Annotated in this window: 13 protein-coding genes; 5 read left to right on the top strand and 8 right to left on the bottom strand. The window is 62.3% G+C overall.

Going from position 1 to position 17,981, the window contains the following annotated elements; all coding sequences use genetic code 11:
- Positions 1 to 20: 20 nt before the first annotated feature.
- Entirely contained in the window at positions 21 to 782 is a 762-nt protein-coding gene (locus ACE3OO_RS17330) for an SDR family oxidoreductase (protein ID WP_374304754.1), read from the bottom strand.
- Between ACE3OO_RS17330 and ACE3OO_RS17325 the strand changes: the two genes are divergently transcribed.
- Both ACE3OO_RS17325 and ACE3OO_RS17320 read left to right on the top strand, forming a co-directional pair.
- Positions 760 to 1,527, top strand: a complete 768-nt coding sequence (locus ACE3OO_RS17325; protein WP_374304752.1) for a DsbA family oxidoreductase — start codon at positions 760 to 762, stop codon at positions 1,525 to 1,527. The two genes, ACE3OO_RS17330 and ACE3OO_RS17325, sit on opposite strands and share 23 nt — an antisense overlap.
- Positions 1,528 to 1,529: 2 nt before the next feature.
- Positions 1,530 to 2,060: a PAS domain-containing protein gene (locus tag ACE3OO_RS17320; protein ID WP_374304751.1), complete on the top strand. Its 531-nt coding sequence runs from the start codon at positions 1,530 to 1,532 to the stop codon at positions 2,058 to 2,060.
- On the opposite strand, the gene mfd is transcribed toward ACE3OO_RS17320, so the two are convergent.
- Entirely contained in the window at positions 2,057 to 5,596 is a 3,540-nt protein-coding gene (gene mfd / locus ACE3OO_RS17315; protein ID WP_374304750.1) for a transcription-repair coupling factor, read from the bottom strand. The two genes, ACE3OO_RS17320 and mfd, sit on opposite strands and share 4 nt — an antisense overlap.
- A gap of 4 nt (positions 5,597 to 5,600) precedes the next feature.
- Complete coding sequence (locus tag ACE3OO_RS17310) at positions 5,601 to 5,867, bottom strand: succinate dehydrogenase assembly factor 2 (RefSeq protein ID WP_374304748.1); 267 nt, start codon at positions 5,865 to 5,867, stop codon at positions 5,601 to 5,603.
- A gap of 80 nt (positions 5,868 to 5,947) precedes the next feature.
- On the opposite strand from ACE3OO_RS17310, the gene recG reads away from it, so the two are divergent.
- Positions 5,948 to 8,059, top strand: a complete 2,112-nt coding sequence (recG, locus tag ACE3OO_RS17305) for an ATP-dependent DNA helicase RecG (protein ID WP_374304746.1) — start codon at positions 5,948 to 5,950, stop codon at positions 8,057 to 8,059.
- Between the two features lie 6 nt (positions 8,060 to 8,065).
- On the opposite strand, the gene ACE3OO_RS17300 is transcribed toward recG, so the two are convergent.
- The gene (locus ACE3OO_RS17300) at positions 8,066 to 10,204 is read right to left on the bottom strand and encodes a methyl-accepting chemotaxis protein (protein ID WP_374304745.1); all 2,139 of its coding nucleotides are present in this window, start codon (positions 10,202 to 10,204) and stop codon (positions 8,066 to 8,068) included.
- A 6-nt stretch (positions 10,205 to 10,210) separates the two neighbouring features.
- Between ACE3OO_RS17300 and ACE3OO_RS17295 the strand changes: the two genes are divergently transcribed.
- A complete protein-coding gene (locus ACE3OO_RS17295) occupies positions 10,211 to 10,429 on the top strand; it encodes a hypothetical protein (protein ID WP_374304743.1) in 219 nt (72 codons plus the stop codon).
- A gap of 114 nt (positions 10,430 to 10,543) precedes the next feature.
- Positions 10,544 to 12,151 (top strand): alkaline phosphatase, encoded by a 1,608-nt coding sequence (locus tag ACE3OO_RS17290; RefSeq protein ID WP_374304742.1) that lies wholly within the window; start codon positions 10,544 to 10,546, stop codon positions 12,149 to 12,151.
- A gap of 35 nt (positions 12,152 to 12,186) precedes the next feature.
- Here the strand turns inward: ACE3OO_RS17290 and ACE3OO_RS17285 are convergent, their stop codons facing one another.
- From ACE3OO_RS17285 to ACE3OO_RS17270, 4 genes are all read right to left on the bottom strand, one after another.
- The gene (locus ACE3OO_RS17285) at positions 12,187 to 14,187 is read right to left on the bottom strand and encodes an acetyl-CoA carboxylase biotin carboxylase subunit (RefSeq protein ID WP_374304741.1); all 2,001 of its coding nucleotides are present in this window, start codon (positions 14,185 to 14,187) and stop codon (positions 12,187 to 12,189) included.
- Positions 14,188 to 14,201: 14 nt separating this feature from the next.
- Entirely contained in the window at positions 14,202 to 15,734 is a 1,533-nt protein-coding gene (locus ACE3OO_RS17280; RefSeq protein WP_374304739.1) for an acyl-CoA carboxylase subunit beta, read from the bottom strand.
- Positions 15,735 to 15,917: 183 nt separating this feature from the next.
- On the bottom strand, positions 15,918 to 17,153 hold the full coding sequence (locus ACE3OO_RS17275) for a pentapeptide repeat-containing protein (protein ID WP_374304737.1): 1,236 nt from the start codon (positions 17,151 to 17,153) through the stop codon (positions 15,918 to 15,920).
- Positions 17,154 to 17,273: 120 nt separating this feature from the next.
- A complete protein-coding gene (locus ACE3OO_RS17270; RefSeq protein WP_374304736.1) occupies positions 17,274 to 17,978 on the bottom strand; it encodes an ATP12 family chaperone protein in 705 nt (234 codons plus the stop codon).
- Positions 17,979 to 17,981: the final 3 nt, after the last annotated feature.

The raw sequence follows: 17,981 nt of genomic DNA, 5'->3' as shown, positions 1-17,981 counted from the left end.
CCCCATCCCTCATTCCTGCATCATGTTATGGCCAGGCCGTCATCGGCAGCGATGATCGCTCCGTTGATGAAGCGTGCCTCGTCAGAGGCCAGCAACAGCAGCAGGCCATCCAAATCCTTGGGTTCGCCCACGCGACGGCGCGGCAATACTTCGATCAGCTTCTGGCCGCCCGGCGTGCCCCAGTAATCGCGGTTGATCTCGGTTTCGATATAGCCAGGGCAGATCGCATTGGTATTGATGCCATACCGTGCCCATTCCAGGGCCATGGCCTTGGTCATCTGCACCACCGCCGCCTTGGACATGCAATAGACCGACAATTGGCTCAATACCCGCAAGCCGGCGACGGAAGCGATATTGATGATGCGTCCGGCCTTCTTTTTCGCGATCATGTCCTTCGCAGCCGCCTGAGCCACAAAGAAGGCTCCCTTGGCATTGGTGTTCATGGCAAAATCGTAATCCTCCGGCGTGACATCGACGATCCGGGCCTGTTTGTTCACACCGGAATTGTTGATCAGAATATCCACACCCCCGAGCTGCCTTTCGACCTCGGCAAAAGCACTCTGGATATTGCCATAGTCGTTCACGTCGAGTTTTACCGTGATGGCCCGCCCCCCGGCCGCCGTAATCTTGCCGGCCAGATCGGTCAGCCGGTCTGTGCGGCGGGCCGCCAGTGCCACGGTCGCCCCGGCATTGCTGAGAATTTCAGCAAACCGCTCGCCCAGCCCACTGCTCGCCCCGGTCACCACCGCCACCTTGCCCTTGAGATTCACGCCCTGGCTCATTGATTCCTCCAGATTTTCTGTCGGTCCGATGGTCGGTCCTGGCCGACGTGGGGTCAAGGGGCTGGCCGGTTCGGGAGTCCTGCGCTACCCTAACGGCATGCGCATTGAAATTGTCTCCGACGTCATCTGCCCCTGGTGTTTCATCGGCAAGCGCCGCCTGGAACAGGCCATGGCCCAGCGCCCCGATATCGATTTCGAGATCGGCTGGCGACCGTTCCAGCTCAATCCCGATATGCCCCGCGAAGGTGCCGACCGGAAAAGTTATCTGGAAGCCAAGTTCGGCGGTCCGGCCCGGGCGAAAGAGATCTATGCCCGTGTCGCCGCCGAGGGCGCCAAGGAAAACATCGCCTTCGATTTCGACAGCATTAAACGCACCCCAAACACATTGGCCGCCCATAGCGTACTGCGCTGGGCTCTGTCAGCCGGAGTGCAGAATGCCCTGAAGGAACGGCTGTTCCGGTTATATTTTTTGGAAGGTCAGGATATCGGCGACCATCAGGTTCTGGCCGATGCCGCTGCCGCCGAGGGCATGGATGGCGCGCTGGTGAAGGCGCTCCTGGATGAAGGCCGCGACACCGATATCATCGAAGACGAAGATCGCATGGCGCGCGAACTAGGTATTACCGGGGTGCCTTTTTTCATTTTTGAACGACGTTATGGCGTGTCAGGCGCGCAGACACCCGACGTATTGCTGCAGGTGATTGACAAGATCGCCGCCGAACCACCAGGTACAGATCAGGATTGATCATGGAGCTGGCCGGCCCTTCAGCCCTGTCGCAGGGCGCGCCATCTCTGGATTTCGCCTCCGACGCTGGCCGCATTCAGGATTCCAACGTCCGGCAATTCCTGCAATTGTGGCTTGCTGCTCGTGATGCAGGTCCATTGCCTGACAAAAGCTTTCTCGACCCCCTGCGCCTGCGCTTCCTGCTCGGTTCGCTATCGCTGCTGGAAGTGCAGCCGGATCCACTGCGGTTCCGCTATCGCCTGATCGGCACCGATATCGTGCAACGTCTGGGCTACGAACTGACGGGCAAATGGCTCGATGAGCATCCTGATCCAACCATTCGCCCCTTCATCCTGAAAGGGGCGACGATGGTCTTCCATGCCGCCAAGCCGGTTTATGGTCATGCTCAAGCACGTGTCCTGGGAGAAGATTGGCTGCTGGAGGTGGTGGCCGTGCCGCTATTCGGCCCGGATGGCGAGGTCGCCTATATCGGGGCGGGCCAGAGCTTCCCGCCCGGAAAAGCCGAACGACCGCCCGGCCAGCCGACGAGCTAGGCCGCCTTCCTTGCCTTCTGGGCGATCTCGCCCAGGCGCGAGGCGATGTGCAACACACCCTTTAGCCGGTCTTCCGGTTCAGGCCAGTCGTGGATCAATACCACCTTGTGGTCGGGCCGCAGCTTGGCCTTGCCGCGCTCGGACTGGATGAACAGCACCAGCCCGGCCGGATCGGCGAAGCTGTTGTCGCGGAAGGTGAGCGTGGCACCCTTCGGGCCAGCCTCGATCTTCAGGATATTGGCGTCGCGGCAATGCTTCTTGATCGCGACGATATCCAGCAGATGCTGCACTTCGGTGGGCAGCGGACCGAACCGGTCGATCAGTTCGGCAGCAAAGGCCTCGATCTCAGCGCGGCTTTCCAAGTCGGCAACACGACGATAAAGCTGCATGCGCAAGTTGAGATCGGCCGCATACGAATCCGGGATCAGGACAGCAGTACCGATCTGGATCTGTGGCGACCATTTTTCGCCATGCAGGCTGCCTTCGCCCCGGGCGGTGGCACGCGCTTCAGCAATCGCATCCTGCAACATTTCCTGATACAGTTCGAAGCCGACCTCCCGGATATGCCCTGACTGTTCTTCACCCAGCAGGTTGCCCGCACCACGCAGGTCGAGGTCGTGCGAGGCCAGGCTGAAACCGGCACCCAGGCTATCCAGGCTCTGCAATACGCGCAGACGCTGATCCGCAGCCGGATTCAGCAGACGACCGGCCTGATAGGTGAAATAGGCATAGGCGCGCAGCTTCGAGCGGCCAACGCGGCCACGCAACTGATACATCTGCGCCAGACCGAACAGGTCGGCACGATAGACTACCAGCGTATTGGCCGACGGAATGTCCAGACCGCTTTCGACGATATTGGTCGCCACCAGCACGTCGTAACGTCTGTCGTAGAAGGCATTCATCACGTCGTCGAGGTCGGTCGGCGCCATCTGGCCATGCGCCACCACGGCTTTCAATTCAGGTACATGCTCGCGAATGAAAGCCATGGCGGTGTCGAGGTATTCTATGCGCGGACAAACGAAGAAGCTCTGGCCACCACGGAAATGCTCACGCATCAAGGCTTCACGGATCACCACCGGATCGAATGGCGTGACATAGGTGCGCACGGCGAGCCGATCCACGGGCGGCGTGGCGATCAGGCTGAGTTCGCGAACGCCAGAAAGCGCCAACTGCAGGGTGCGCGGGATCGGCGTAGCCGACATGGTCAGCACATGCACCTCGGCACGCAACTGCTTCAGGCGTTCCTTGTGCTTGACGCCGAAATGCTGTTCCTCGTCAATGATCAGCAGGCCCAGCCTTTTGAATTCGATGCTTTTCGACAACACGGCATGGGTGCCGATCACTATATCGACCGTGCCGTCCTTCAGCCCTTTCTTGGCCTCGTTTGCCGTTTTGGTCGACACCATGCGCGACAGCTGCTCGATCCGCACAGGCAGGCCACGGAAGCGTTGTACGAAAGTACGATAATGCTGGCGGCACAGCAGCGTGGTCGGGCAGACCAGCGCCACCTGCTGACCGGCCATTGCGGCGGCAAAGGCCGCGCGCAGGGCGACTTCGGTTTTGCCAAAGCCCACATCACCGCAGATCAGACGATCCATCGGTTTGCCGCTGGCCAGATCGTCCAGCGTCTCCTCGATGGCACGGCCCTGATCCTCGGTTTCGTCATAGGGGAAACGGGCGCAGAATTCCTCGTAGAGGCCATCCGGAGGCAGCACCCGCTCGCCCTGGCGCAACTCGCGCTGAGCCGCGATCTTCATCAGCTCGCCAGCCATGTCCTTCAGGCGCTGCTTCATGCGCGCCTTGCGGTTTTGCCAGGCCACACCGCCCAGCTTGTCGAGGGTTATCTCCGCTTCCGGCGAACCGTAGCGCGACAGCATCTCGATATTCTCGACCGGCAGATACAGCCGGTCGCCGCCATCGTAATGCAGCAGCAGGCAGTCATGCGGCGCGCCGGCGATATCCAGCGTCACCAGATCCTTGTACTGGCCGATGCCATGGTCGATATGCACGACGTAGTCGCCGGGCTGCAACGCGCTGGCCTCGGCGATGAAATTCTCGGCCCGGCGCTTCTTCTGGCGCGGCCGCACCAGACGGTCGCCAAGGATATCCTGCTCGGCCACCACACAGAGGTCGGCGGCCTCGAAGCCGTGCTCGATCGGCAGCACGGCAATCGCCGCCACGCTTTTCGGCAGGCTTTCCAGTTCTGCAGCTGTCTCCACCGGCTGCGGCGCGTCAAGACCGTGGTCCTTCAGGATATGCCCGAGACGATCGCGTGCACCGGTCGAGAAAGTGGCGAACAACACGCGTTTGCCTACCTGCGCCTGTTTGGCCAGATGGCCGCCCAGCGCATCGTAGACACTGATTTGGCTCGCGGCTTTATGCTCGGCAGCCTGGGCGGCCTGGGTCCGCTCCGGCGCGAAATCGCGTCCCGGCCTGCCGCCCAGATCAACCACGATGACATCGGCGCCGCCGGCAGCATCGAAGGGATACAGCAGACCCAACGGCCTTTTCTCCAACCGGGCCGTCCATTCGCCGGCAGTCAGGTACAGTCGATCAGCAGGCAGCGGCTTGTAGGGTGCACCGCCCTCTTCCAGTCCGCGCTTCATCGCGGCGCGACGGGCGTCGTAATGGTCGGCAATCGTTTTCAGTCGTTCGTCGGCTGCATCGCCGGTCAGGTGATCCAGTGTCACCGCAGCCTTGGGCAGATAATCGAATATCGTAGCCAGCCGGTCGAAAAACAGCGGCAGCCAGTGTTCCATGCCGATCTGCCGCCGACCGGCCGAAACGGCTTCGTAAAGTGGATCTTCCTTGGTGATGGTGCCGAACAACTCACGATAACCGCTGCGGAAGCGCGCGATGGCATCATCGTCCAGCGGCACCTCACTCATCGCCGTTAGCGAGAGTTCGCCAGCCGCGCCTATGGTGCGCTGGGTAGCGGGATCGAAGCGCCGGATATTCTCCACCTCGTCGCCGAAGAAATCCAAGCGATAGGGCGCCTCGCTGCCCGGTGGAAACAGGTCGACCAGGCCGCCGCGCACGGCGTATTCGCCAGATTCGTTCACGGTGGAGACGCGGGTATAGCCGTTACGTGACAGATACTCGATCAGTCTTTCCGGCGCGATGCGGTCGCCTTTGGTGGTGCGAAATCCGGTGCTGCCGAAATAATCCGGTTGCGGCAGGCGCTGCAAAGCCGCATTCACCGTGGTCAGCAACAGCAAGGGTTCGCCGTCCTGCCGGTTCGCCAGCCGGTTCAGCGTATCCATGCGCCGGGCAGCGATCTCGGCGTTTGGCGAGACGCGGTCATAGGGCTGGCAATCCCAGGCCGGCAGGGTCAGCACGGGCAGGGCAGGCGCAAAGAATTTCAGCGCCGCCTCGACTGTAGCCATGCGGGCATCGTCGCGGCAGACATGCAGCACGCCGCCGCCCTGCTGGCGCTGTACCAGGGCGATCAGCAGGCGCACATCCTGACCTTCGGGCGTGCCGGCGAGTGCCCAGCGGCCCGGCCGGGTCAGGATATCCGGCAGCGCGAAACTCATGGGATCAGAGTGGCAGCTTGTAGGCCCTGAGCAGCTTCATCACCCCGCTATCCAGGTGCTGTGGCACCGGATCACGGCCGATGGCCCAGGCATAGATCTGGGGATCGTCGTAATTCTCCAGCAGGCTTTCGTACTGGTCGAGCTCACGGTCCGTGAAGGTGGGCAGATGGCGCGCGGCAAAGCTGCCGAGCAGGATGTCGGTCTCCTTCATGCCGGTATAGCGGCTGCGGTGCAGCAGGCGCTTGCGCCGGGTTTCGGTATCCTCTGCCATGGGGTGCCTCCGGGGTGAAGGCAGGATATAGTACGCCAAGCTACGGATTCTCAAGGTTTCCCCGGAATTTTCAGCCCTTTATGCGCCCGGAATCGCTGTTTCCCGCCTTCGCCCCGATCACCAGCCTGAAAGGCTGCGGGCCCAAGCTCGCCCCGCTGGTGGAAAAGCTGGTGGGGGGCGCCCGGGTGCTGGACCTGTGGTGGCACCTGCCCGCCGGGCTGATCGACCGGCGCTACCGCCCGGCCGTGGCCGAAGCCGAACCGGGCCGCATCGCCACCCTGGAAATCACCATCGACCGCCACCTGCCACCCCGCAACCCGCGCATGCCGTACAAGATTACGGCCCATGACGGCAGCGGGCGGATCACGCTGGTCTTTTTCAATGGCCGCGAAGACTTCCTGAAACGCAGCCTGCCGGAAGGCGAGACGCGGCTGGTCAGCGGCCTGGTCGAATTGTTCGACGGCCAGGTGCAGATTACGCATCCCGACCGTTTCGGCACACCGGAGGAAATCGAGCAACTCGCCGCTGTCGAGCCGGTCTATCCGCTCACTGCCGGCGTAGCGCCGCGCACTTTGGCCAAGATCATTGACCAGGCTCTGGCCAAGGCGCCGCCCCTGCCCGACTGGCTCGACCCGGAGTTCAAGCGCCGGCAGGATTGGCCCAGCTGGCGTGAAGCCCTGTTCGCCGCCCACCGGCCCGACGGCATGGCCGATCTGGACAAGGACAGCCTGCCGCGCCAGCGTCTGGCCTATGACGAATTGCTGGCCAGCCAGTTGGCCCTGCTACTGGTGCGTCGACGGCTGAAACGCCTGACCGGGCGACCCTTGCAGGGTGACGGCCGGCTGCGCGACGGGCTGGAAAAACTTCTGCCCTGGCCGCTGACCAATGCCCAGAAGCAGGCCAATGCCGAGATCGCCGGCGACATGGCATCCGATAGGCGCATGTTGCGTCTGCTGCAGGGCGATGTGGGCAGCGGCAAAACCATGGTGGCGCTGAACGCCATGCTGCTCTGCGCCGAGGCCGGTGCGCAGGCCGCATTGATGGCCCCCACCGAAATCCTCGCCCGCCAGCACGCCGAGACGCTGGAACGCTATTGCAGCCAGCTGGGCGTGACCCTCGCGCTGCTCACCGGCCGCGACAAGGGCAAGGCCCGCGCAGCCCTGCTGCAGCGTCTGGCCGATGGTGAGATCGATATCCTGGTCGGCACGCATGCCCTGTTCCAGGACGACGTGGTGTTCAAAGACCTCGCCCTTGCCGTGATCGACGAACAGCATCGCTTCGGCGTCAGCCAGCGGCTTGGCCTCGCCGCCAAGGGCCAGCACGACAAAGGCGGTGTCGATGTGCTGGTGATGACGGCCACGCCGATCCCGCGCACCCTGTCGCTGACCGCCTACGGCGACATGGATGTTTCCAAGCTGACCGAGAAGCCACCCGGCCGCGCACCGGTGGATACCCGAACCATCGCGTCCGACCGCTTCCTCGACGTGGTTGGCGCCGTGAAGCGCAAGGTTCAGGCCGGCGAACGGGTCTACTGGGTCTGTCCGCTGGTGGAGGAAAGCGAACAGAGCGACCTTGCCGCCGCTGCCGAGCGTCATTCCGCTCTGAAGCTGGCACTGGAACCTGAACTGGGCGAAGGCAGCGTCGGGCTGGTGCATGGCCAGATGGGCAGCGCCGAGAAGGATGCCGCCATGGAAGCTTTCGCCAGCGGCAGATCAAAGCTGCTGGTCGCCACCACCGTCATCGAGGTGGGCGTGGATGTTCCCGAGGCAACTCTGATCGTGATTGAGCATGCGGAGCGGTTTGGCCTTGCGCAGTTACACCAGTTGCGCGGACGGGTCGGCCGCGGCGGCAAACCCGGGGCCTGCCTGCTGGTCTATTCCGGCCCGCTGGGTGAAACGGCGCGTGCCCGCCTGAAGATCATCCGCGAAACCGACGATGGGTTCCGCATCGCCGAAGAAGATCTGAAACTGCGCGGCGCTGGCGAAGTGCTGGGCACGCGGCAGAGCGGCCTGCCCGAATTCCGCGTGGCCGACCTCGCCGCCCATGCCGAATTGCTGATCACGGCTCGCGACGATGCGAAGCTGATCCTGGAGCGCGACCCCAAACTGGCCAGCCCACGCGGCAAGGCCCTACTGGAACTGCTCTATCTTTTCGAGCGCGACGCTGCGATCCAGTATCTGCAATCCGGTTGACGTAGCCTATTCCGCCGCTGCTGGCAGATCGATCAGATCGGCATGCTCGACACGCAGGCGGAAGAACCCGACCAGATCGGCCAGTTCCTGCGCTTGACGACTGAGGGTGCGGGATGCCGCATGGGTCTCCTCGACCAGTGCGGCATTGCGCTGGGTTATGTCGTCCATGCCCGCAATGGCAGTGTTGATCTGCTCCAGCCCACGGGCCTGTTCGCTGCTGGCATTGGCAATTTCGGCCACGATGATCGAAACTCCGCGGATCGAATTGACAATATCGCCCAGGCTGGCGCTGGCTTCATGGGCCAGCCCTGTGCCAGTCTTCACCTCGGTATTCGATGTCGCAATCAAGGCACGGGTCTCCTTTGCCGCATTTGCCGAGCGCTGGGCCAGGGCGCGCACTTCCTGCGCCACCACGGCAAAGCCCTTTCCGGCCTCGCCGGCCCGCGCCGCTTCCACGGCGGCATTCAAGGCCAGCAGGTTGGTCTGGAAGGCGATCTCGTCGATCATCCCCATGATATCGGAAATCCGGTGCGCTCCATTGGCGATTCGGTCCATCGCTTCCACCACCTGCGTCACCACCGCCCCGCCACGTTCGGCATTGCGACGTGCCGCATCTGCCAGCCGGTCGGCATCGTGGGCATTCCCGGCATTCTGCCTCACCGTGGCCGTCACCTGATGCATGGCGGCCGCCGTTTCCTCAAGCGAGGCGGCCTGATGTTCGGTGCGTTGTGCTAAGTCCTCGGCGCCCCCCGTGATCTCGGCCGAGGCATCGCGCACCGCGCGGGTTGAGACATTGAGCCGACCGGCGAATTCGCTCATCCGTACCGATAAAGCATTTGCCGCTTGCTTCAGGTCGGCGAACACACCGCGATACTCGCCTTGCATCTTCTGCCCAATCTCGCCCTCGGCCAGAGCCTGCAATACGCCAGACAATTCACCGATCACACCTGCCAGTGTATCCGTCAAAAAGTTGATGCTGAGGCTGACGTCGCGGAAATCGCCTTCCTTACCGGCCAAGTCGAGGCGCCGCTCCAGGTTACCTTCGGAAACCGCCCTCGACAGGTCGGCGATCTCGGCTGCCATCGCGGCCTCGCGCTGCCGCTGGACCTGCTGTTCGGCGGCATGCGCGCGTTCGCGCTGTTGCTCTACCTGGGCCATCTGTCGACGCTCGCTCTCGTGGCCACGGAAGACCTCATAAGCCCGCGCCATGGCTCCGATTTCATCGCGGCGTTCGGCATCCACACTGACCACAGTCAAGTCACCCGCTGCAAGCGCGGTCATCGCAGATGTCATACGCTGAATCGGGCGCAGGATGCCCCGGGCGACGATTACGCTGGCAATCACGACGATCAGCAGAATTCCCAGCACGGCCAATCCGGAAGACAGCAATATCCGCTGCTGCAGCCGCGCGGCATCTTCGACTGCCACACGCTCGATCTGTTCGGCCTGGTCACCAAGTTCGGCAATCATCGGTGCCAGCTCAACCCATTGCCCACCGGCCATACGCTGCGCACCGGTCATGGCCTCGACCGTCTGGCCGTATTTCTTCGCCGCATTGCTGTAGGCCATGAACTGGACCCTCAGGCCCTCCTGCCTGTCTGCCGGCAACGCCGCATCCAGCAATGCTTTGTTCAAAGCCTGCGCAGCCGTGTCGAAGCCGTCCTCGAGGTCGTATAGATCGGCAGCCAGCGAGTATTCGAATTCAACGGCGCGCAACCGCAGGGCGATACGTCCGATTTCAGCAATACCCGGCTGCGCGGTGCCCTCCTTCTGCATGGCCTGCACCGCCTGTTGAAAGGTGGCGCCGGATTTGATCAGATCGCCACGCAATCCACTTGAATTATTGAATCCGATCGCCGTTTTGGCGCGCAGCAGGCGGCTATTGGCGCTCCAGGCTGCATCCGCCTTGGCTGTTACCGCCTCGAGCGGCTCGGCAAGTTCGCTGCCCTCCACCAGGACGGCCAGTGCCTTTAGATCGACCTCGATCTCGGCACGCATCTGCGTCAGGCGATCGACCAGACTGGCATCATTGCCGAATACCGCACGTCCCGCCGTCTCCCGATAATCCAGAAAGCGCCGGCTCAGGCTCTGAGCCGACAACTTGACACCTGCGGCGCGATCAAGATTGCGCCGCGTATCCGCCATGGCAAGGTGATCGACGACATACGCCCCTGCGGCCACGCCAACGGCAAGAATGGCTCCGAAGATAATGGCGCCGATCCGCTGACCGATGGAAATCCGCATGAACAAGCCGGTGACACTGGTTTCGTTGCGCCAGCCTTAGCGGCGCAGCATGACAACCGGGTGACATCTGCAAAATTTGTCGAGATCTCATTCGAAAAACAATTCAAAAGAGAAAAAGCCGCGTGAAGATACCATTGTCTTGAATCGCTTACTTGTCATCGCCCGGTCACGGCATGATCAAGCCAGTGCAATGCGCCTAGGGCAATGAGAGTCCCTGACCAGACAAGCAGAGGCTCCAAGATGACACGCAAGTTCCGAATGCCCAACCGCCGTGGTTTTCTTCTGCAAGGTGCCGCAGGAATCGTGGCCGCATCGGGTATTCCGGCCATTGCTTTTGCTCAGGACCGCGCGCCAGCCATGATCACATCCGACAAGATGAGACCTGCCGTGCCGTCAGGCGTCATGAGCGGCGACATACATGCCGACCGTGCAATTGTCTGGGGCCGCAGCGACCGTGCCGCACGGATGGTCGTGGAATACGACACCACTGAAAGCTTCCGAAATCCGCAGAAGATCGTAGGGCCTTATGCGCTGGAAGACACGGATTTTACCGCCCGGGTCGACCTGACGGGACTGCCTGCCGATCAAACCATTTTCTACCGTGTCAATTTTGTCGACCTCGGCGACCTGAAGACGCCAAGTCGGCCATACTCCGGCAAGCTGCGGACTGCCCCAGCAGCCAAACGCGACATCACTTTCCTGTGGTCGGGGGATACCTGCGGTCAGGGATACGGCATCAATCCCGAATGGGGAGGCATGAAGATCTACGAAACAATGCGCAAGCTGCAGCCCGATTTCTTCATTCACAGCGGCGATACCGTCTATGCCGACGGACCATTGGAGAGCGAAAAGAAACTGCCGGATGGCACGATCTGGAAAAACATCGTCACCGAGGCCAAAAGCAAGGTTGCCGAGACGCTCGCCGAATTCCGCGGTCAATACGCTTATAATCTGCTGGATCACAATGTCCGTAATTTCAACGCCGACGTACCCCAGATCTGGCAGTGGGACGATCATGAAGTGACGAATAACTGGTCCGATAGCAAGGACCTGTCCGATGACAACAGATACCAGGAAAAGCGCGTTCCCTTGCTGACTGCCCGAGCAACGCGGGCTTTCTTCGAATACGCTCCCCTGCGTATCCATGGCGCCGAGGAATCCCAGCGCGTGTATCGCAAGATCCCCTACGGCCCCTCCCTGGATGTATTTGTCATCGATATGCGCAGTTATCGTGGCCCCAACACCGCCAATCGTCAGACCGCAGAAAGCGACCAGACCGCATTCCTGGGGCGCCCGCAGGTTCACTGGCTCAAGCAGGGGCTGCTTGCTTCGCGCGCGACGTGGAAGGTGATCGCGGCCGACATGCCGATCAGCCTGCAGGTTCCCGACGGCAAGGATGCCCAGGATAATCCGCGGTTTGAAGCGATCGCCAATGGCGACGGACCCGCGCTTGGCCGTGAGCTGGAAGTCGCAGGTCTGCTCCGCTTCATCAAGCAGAATGGCATCAGGAACGTAGTATGGCTGACTGCCGATGTGCATTACACGGCTGCCCATTATTACGATCCGAACCTGGCCGCCTTCAGCGATTTCGAGCCGTTCTGGGAGTTCGTTTCAGGCCCGCTGAATGCCGGCACCTTCGGGCCCAATCCGCCAGACAACACCTTTGGCCTTCAGGTGGTATGGCAGAAGGCTCCCGATAAGGGGCAGGTCAACCTGCCACCCAGCATGGGCATGCAGTTCTTCGGCGAGGTAAAGATCGATGGCCGAACCGATGCCATGACCGTATCGCTGAAAGACCTGGGCGGCACAACCCTGTACAAGAAGACGCTGGAACCGGCCGGCGTCTGACGACGCCACCCCCAGGCATCCCGATCAGCAGTGGATCAGGCGAATTCTAGGATCACCTGATCCACGGCCAAGCTGTCGCCTTTCTTGGCATTCACCTTCTTCACCGTGCCGTCGCGTTCGGCGCGCAGCACGTTTTCCATCTTCATGGCCTCCACCACGGCCAAGGCCTGCCCGGCCTTCACCGGCTCGCCTTCCGCCACGTTGATCGAAACCACCAGGCCCGGCATCGGGCAAAGCAGGAACTTCGACATGTCGGGCGGCAGCTTCTCGGGCATCAGCCGCGCCAGTTCGGCCGCCCGCGGCGTCCGCACGGCGATATCCAGTTCGGCGCCGCCATGCACGACGCGGACGCCATCAGGCCGCGCCGATACGCGCGCCACCACAGTCTGACCGTTCACACTGCCACGGAAGAAGGGCTGGCCCGGCTTCCAGTCACTGCGAACCTTCAGTGCCTTGCCCTTCCCGACTTTCACATCGATGCCGCCTTCGGCATTGGCGACATGCAGCGGATATTCCACCTTATTCAGCACCGCGATCCACTCGGCACCCGGCTCCCAGTCCGGCAGACCAAGCTTGCCGCCCAGATGGCGGGCGCGGAATTCGTTGCGGATATGCAGCAGGGCCGCGACAGCCAGCATGGCGCTCTGTCGGCCTTCCGGCAGCACCGTGCCGCCATAACCTGCCGGCCATTCCTCGGCGATGAAATTGGTCGAGAGCCGGCCCTCGCGGAAACGCGGGTGATCCAGCACGGCCGAGAGGAAATTGACGTTATGGCCGATGCCGGCGATCCAGGTCTCATCCAGCGCGGCCGAGAGTGTGGAAATCGCCTCGTCGCGATCCTTGCCGTAAGAACACAGCTTCGAGATCATCGGATCGTAGAACATGCTGATCTCGCTGCCTTCCACGACACCGGTGTCGTTGCGGATGACGTCGGATTCCGGCGCGGTGCGCCAGCGCACCAGCCGGCCGGTGCTGGGCAGGAAGCCGCGCAACGGGTCTTCCGCGTAGATGCGGGCCTCGACGGCCCAGCCATTCAGCTTCACATCCGCTTGCGCGATACTCAGTTTTTCGTTTGCCGCCACGCGGATCATCTGCTCGACCAGGTCGATGCCGGTAATCAGCTCGGTGACCGGATGCTCCACCTGCAGGCGGGTATTCATCTCAAGGAAATAGAAGCTGCGGTCTGGACCGACGATGAATTCCACCGTGCCGGCGCTGTCGTAATTCACCGTCTTGGCCAGGGCGACGGCCTGCTCGCCCATCGCCTTGCGGGTCTTCTCGTCGAGGAACGGGCTTGGTGCCTCCTCAATCACTTTCTGGTGCCGGCGCTGAATCGAGCATTCGCGTTCGCCCAGATAGATCACGTTGCCATGCTTGTCGCCCAGCACCTGGATCTCGATATGGCGCGGCTGCTCGATGTATTTCTCGATGAAGACGCGGTCATCACCGAAGGAGTTTTTCGCCTCATTTGTGGCCGACGAGAATCCCTGCGCCACCTCGTCGGCCGAGCGCGCGATACGCATACCCTTGCCGCCACCGCCGGCCGAGGCCTTGATCATCACGGGGAAGCCGATCTCGGTGGCGATCTTCACCGCATCAGCCGTGGTGGCGATGGCGCCCAGATACCCTGGCACGGTGGAGACGCCGGCCTGCTTGGCCAGCTTCTTGGACTCGATCTTGTCGCCCATGGCGTAGATCGCATCGGGATTCGGGCCGATGAAGGCGATCCCGGCTTCCTTCAGCGCCGCAGCGAAGGCGCGGTTCTCGGACAGGAAGCCGTAGCCAGGATGCACGGCCTGGGCGCCGGTCTTCTTGCAGGCGGCAACGATCTTGTCGATCACCAGATAGCTCTCGGCAGCCGCCGAAGGGCCGATGTGGATCGCCTCGTCGGCCATGCGCATATGCAGGGCGCCATCGTCGGCATCGGAATAGACCGCAACGGTCTTGATGCCCAGCTTGCGGCAGGTCTTGATGACGCGGCAGGCGATTTCGCCACGGTTGGCGATCAGGATTTTGGTGAACAGCTTGCTAGCCATGATACGCGCCACCCTTACAGCGGAATGTTGTCGTGCTTCTTCCACGGATTCTCCAGCTTCTTGTCTCGCAACATGGCGAGCGAGCGGGCAATCCGGTAGCGCGTGTTGTGCGGCATGATCACATCGTCGATGAAGCCACGATGGCCCGCGACGAAGGGATTGGCGAATTTCTGGCGATATTCCTCGGTACGGGCGGCGATCTTGTCGGCATCGCCGATTTCGCTGCGGAAAATAATCTCCACCGCGCCCTTCGGGCCCATCACCGCGATCTCGGCCGAGGGCCAGGCATAGTTCACGTCGCCACGCAGATGTTTGGACGACATCACGTCGTAGGCGCCGCCATAGGCCTTGCGGGTGATCACCGTCACCTTCGGCGTGGTGGCCTCGGCATAGGCGAACAGCAGCTTGGCGCCATGCTTGATGATGCCGCCGTATTCCTGCGCAGTGCCGGGCAGGAAGCCGGGCACATCGACAAAGGTGACGATCGGGATGTCGTAACAGTCACAGAAGCGCACGAAACGCGCGCCCTTGCGGCTTGAATCAATGTCCAGGCAGCCGGCCAGCACCATCGGCTGATTGGCGACGATGCCTACCGTCTGGCCGCCGATGCGCGCCATGCCGGTGATGATGTTCTTGGCATAGTTCGGCTGGATCTCGAAGAAATCGCCCTCGTCGACCACCTTCTCGATCAGCTCCTTCATGTCATAGGGCTTGTTCGGATTCGGCGGCACCAGGGTATCGAGCGAGGTTTCCTGCCGGTTGATCGGGTCCCAGCTTTCGCGAACCGGCGATTTCTCGCGATTGTTCAGCGGCAGGAAATCGAACAGGCGGCGGGTCTGCGCCAGGGCCTCGACGTCGTTCTCATAGGCATTGTCGGCCACCGACGACTTGGTGGTATGGGTGATGGCACCTCCAAGCTGCTCCTGCGTCACAACCTCTTGCGTCACCGTCTTCACCACGTCGGGACCGGTGACGAACATGTAGCTGCTGTCCTTCACCATGAAGATGAAGTCGGTCATCGCCGGGGAATACACCGCGCCGCCGGCGCAGGGCCCCATGATGACGGAAATCTGCGGCACCACGCCCGAGGCCAGCACGTTGCGCTGGAACACCTCTGCGTATCCGGCCAGGCTGTCGACACCTTCCTGGATGCGCGCGCCGCCGGAATCGTTCAGGCCAATCACCGGCGCACCAGCCTTCATCGCCATGTCCATGATCTTGCAGATCTTGCTGGCATGGCTGGCCGAGAGTGAACCGCCAAACACGGTGAAATCCTGGCTGAACACAAAAACCGGGCGGCCGTTGATGGTGCCGTAACCGGTCACCACGCCGTCGCCGGCCACCTTCTGCTCGGCCATGCCGAAATCGGTGCAGTCATGCTCGACGAACATGTCCCACTCCTCGAAGGAGCCGGGATCGAGCAGCAGTTCGAGCCGCTCGCGCGCGGTCAGCTTGCCCTTGGCATGCTGGGCCTCGATACGCTTCTTGCCGCCACCCTCGCGGGCCTGCGCGCGTTTTTCCTCAAGCTGACGGATAATGTCCTGCATGCAACTCCCCCGTTAACCGGGCCTCCCAAGAGCTATTCTTCGGGACGGAACCCGCCCGGCCAGCCCATGACATGGCTGTGACAATTGCGACGGGCTGCATAGCATATCGCAGGCCGAGGCAAAATAGTCGGCGCTGCACTGCAAAAGAGCAAGAGATCAGAAGATCTTATCGAATCTGATATATCAGCTATGCCGCTGCGGCAGGCGGGCTTCGCTCAGATCGGCGCCATCGAGCAAGGCACGGCTCATATCGGCCTCGTCCAGCCAGGCCAGACGCAGCTTCGCCCCACGCAGATCGGCTCCGCGCAGCAGGCTGCGGGTCAGATTGGCCGGGAAGGATCGTTCCGCCCCCAGCACCAGCGGACGCAAATCCGCATCCCGCAAATCGGCACGAACCAGCATCGCGCCGCTTAGATTGGCACCGCGCAGATCGGCCCCCGACAAGTTGCAATCGCGCAGGTCCGCATCCTGCAATCTGGCGCCCTGCAGCAAGGCGCGTTCAAGATTGAGCCCCTGCAGGATTGCGCCATCCAGCGCGGCGCCGGTCAGCACGATGCCGGGACGCGGCCCGATCTGGCGCAGATCAAGCCGGCTGAAATCGAATAGCCGTCCCTTGGCGCCACCGGTTTCGACCCACAGCTTGTAAAGCCGGAAGGCTTCTTCGATCGGCATGCCCAGTTCTGCCAGCGGCCGGCCGCGCAGCTTGTCATCCAGCACATTGCTGGTATCGGCGCCCGCCATGACGGCATTATCGAGATTGACGCCGACCAGCACGGCACCACGCAGTTGGGCGTCTTTCAGGTTGGCCCCCGAAAGATCGGCGCCTGAAAGATTGGCGCCCTCCAGCCGGGCCGCCGCCAGATTGGCGCGGGTGAGTAGGCAATTGACCATGATGGCGTCGGTGAAGTCGGTGCGCCCTGCCGCCACCCCCGTCAGGTTGGCACCGGTCAGATCGGCTGCGACCAGCCTCGCACCGCCAAGATCAACCGCTTCGTGATCCGGCTTGCGAAGTTGAACCCTGCCGCTCTGGTCGCGCTCGGCAATCACGCCGTCGCGCATGTCCGCATCCAGCAGACGCGCTCCGGTGAGATCGGCGCCGCGCAACGAAGCCCCGCGCAGATCCGCCCGGTCGAGCCGGGCCCCCTGCAATGCGGCTCCACGCAGATCGGCGCCATAGAGAACGGCGTTGCTGAGATTGGTATCGGCCAGATTCACCGACTGAAGGTTGCAGCCAGTAAAATCGGCGCCGGCCAGATCGACGCCCGCCATGGTCAGATGCGATAGGTCGCGGAACTGAAAAATCGCCCGTTTACCGCCAGGCAGACGCTGGCGGTATTTCTCATGGTCGGCGATGGTCGCCAACAATTCGCCATAGCCGACTTTCGGCCGCTGGCGCTGCGATAAATCGGACCCTGCCACGCCGGACCCCCCGATGGCCGACATTGCCTCAGCGAGTACGGATTATATCGAATCAACGATAAGTGCGGTAGGAGAGGTTACAGGCTATTTGCAGAATCCCTGCATCCCTGAGGCGTGGAATCAACCTTGCGCGTTCAGTAAAGCGAGAAAACGCTGGACCGCATCCAATTCAGAGCGCAAAGCGGCCCTTCGTGCAGCCGCCTCCTCGTCCTCGCCCCAGCGTTCCACCTGGAACAGTTCATCCAGCAGACCGAGTCGGTGCGCGGTTGCTGCATCGATTGCACCTTCCAGCACTGCCAGCCCCAGCACAACAGAGCCGGTCGCGGCGGTTGCCGTATGCAGGGCCGTCAGGCGGAAGGCATCGAGGGTCGCGCAAATGCGGGTGAGCCGAGGCTGCAATTCAGCTGGCTGCTTCACCGCCACAATGCCGCTGGTGACGGCGATCTGGACGTCATACCGCTCACGGAACCAGTCCAGAATCGGCTGCCACTCCTGGGCCTGGCGGGCAGCCAGTTCGGGCGGCTCATCGGCCCGATAGGACAGCAGGTCGGTATCGCCATAACGCACCACCTCTTCGGCGGCATGCCGGGGGGCTGCCTGCACGCGATCGATGGCTGTGGCTGCCAGACGGGTCAGTGGCATCTCGTGCGGCTTGATCTCGTTGCCCTGGGCGGCCCATTCCGCCGCAACGGCTTCGCCCAGCGCCAGGCCAGGCAGGACGAAATCGGCCTTGGCCGGGGTCTTCAGGCGACGGCCGTCCAGCAGCACAATGGCGGAACCGTCAGGCTGCTTTTCCGCAGTGACCGACTTGTAGAAGCGCTTCATGGG

This window comes from Ferrovibrio sp., assembly GCF_041906005.1.
GTDB lineage: Bacteria > Pseudomonadota > Alphaproteobacteria > Ferrovibrionales > Ferrovibrionaceae > Ferrovibrio.
The sequence above is the reverse complement of the archived record's forward strand: the minus strand, read 5'-3'. Positions and strand labels throughout refer to the sequence as shown.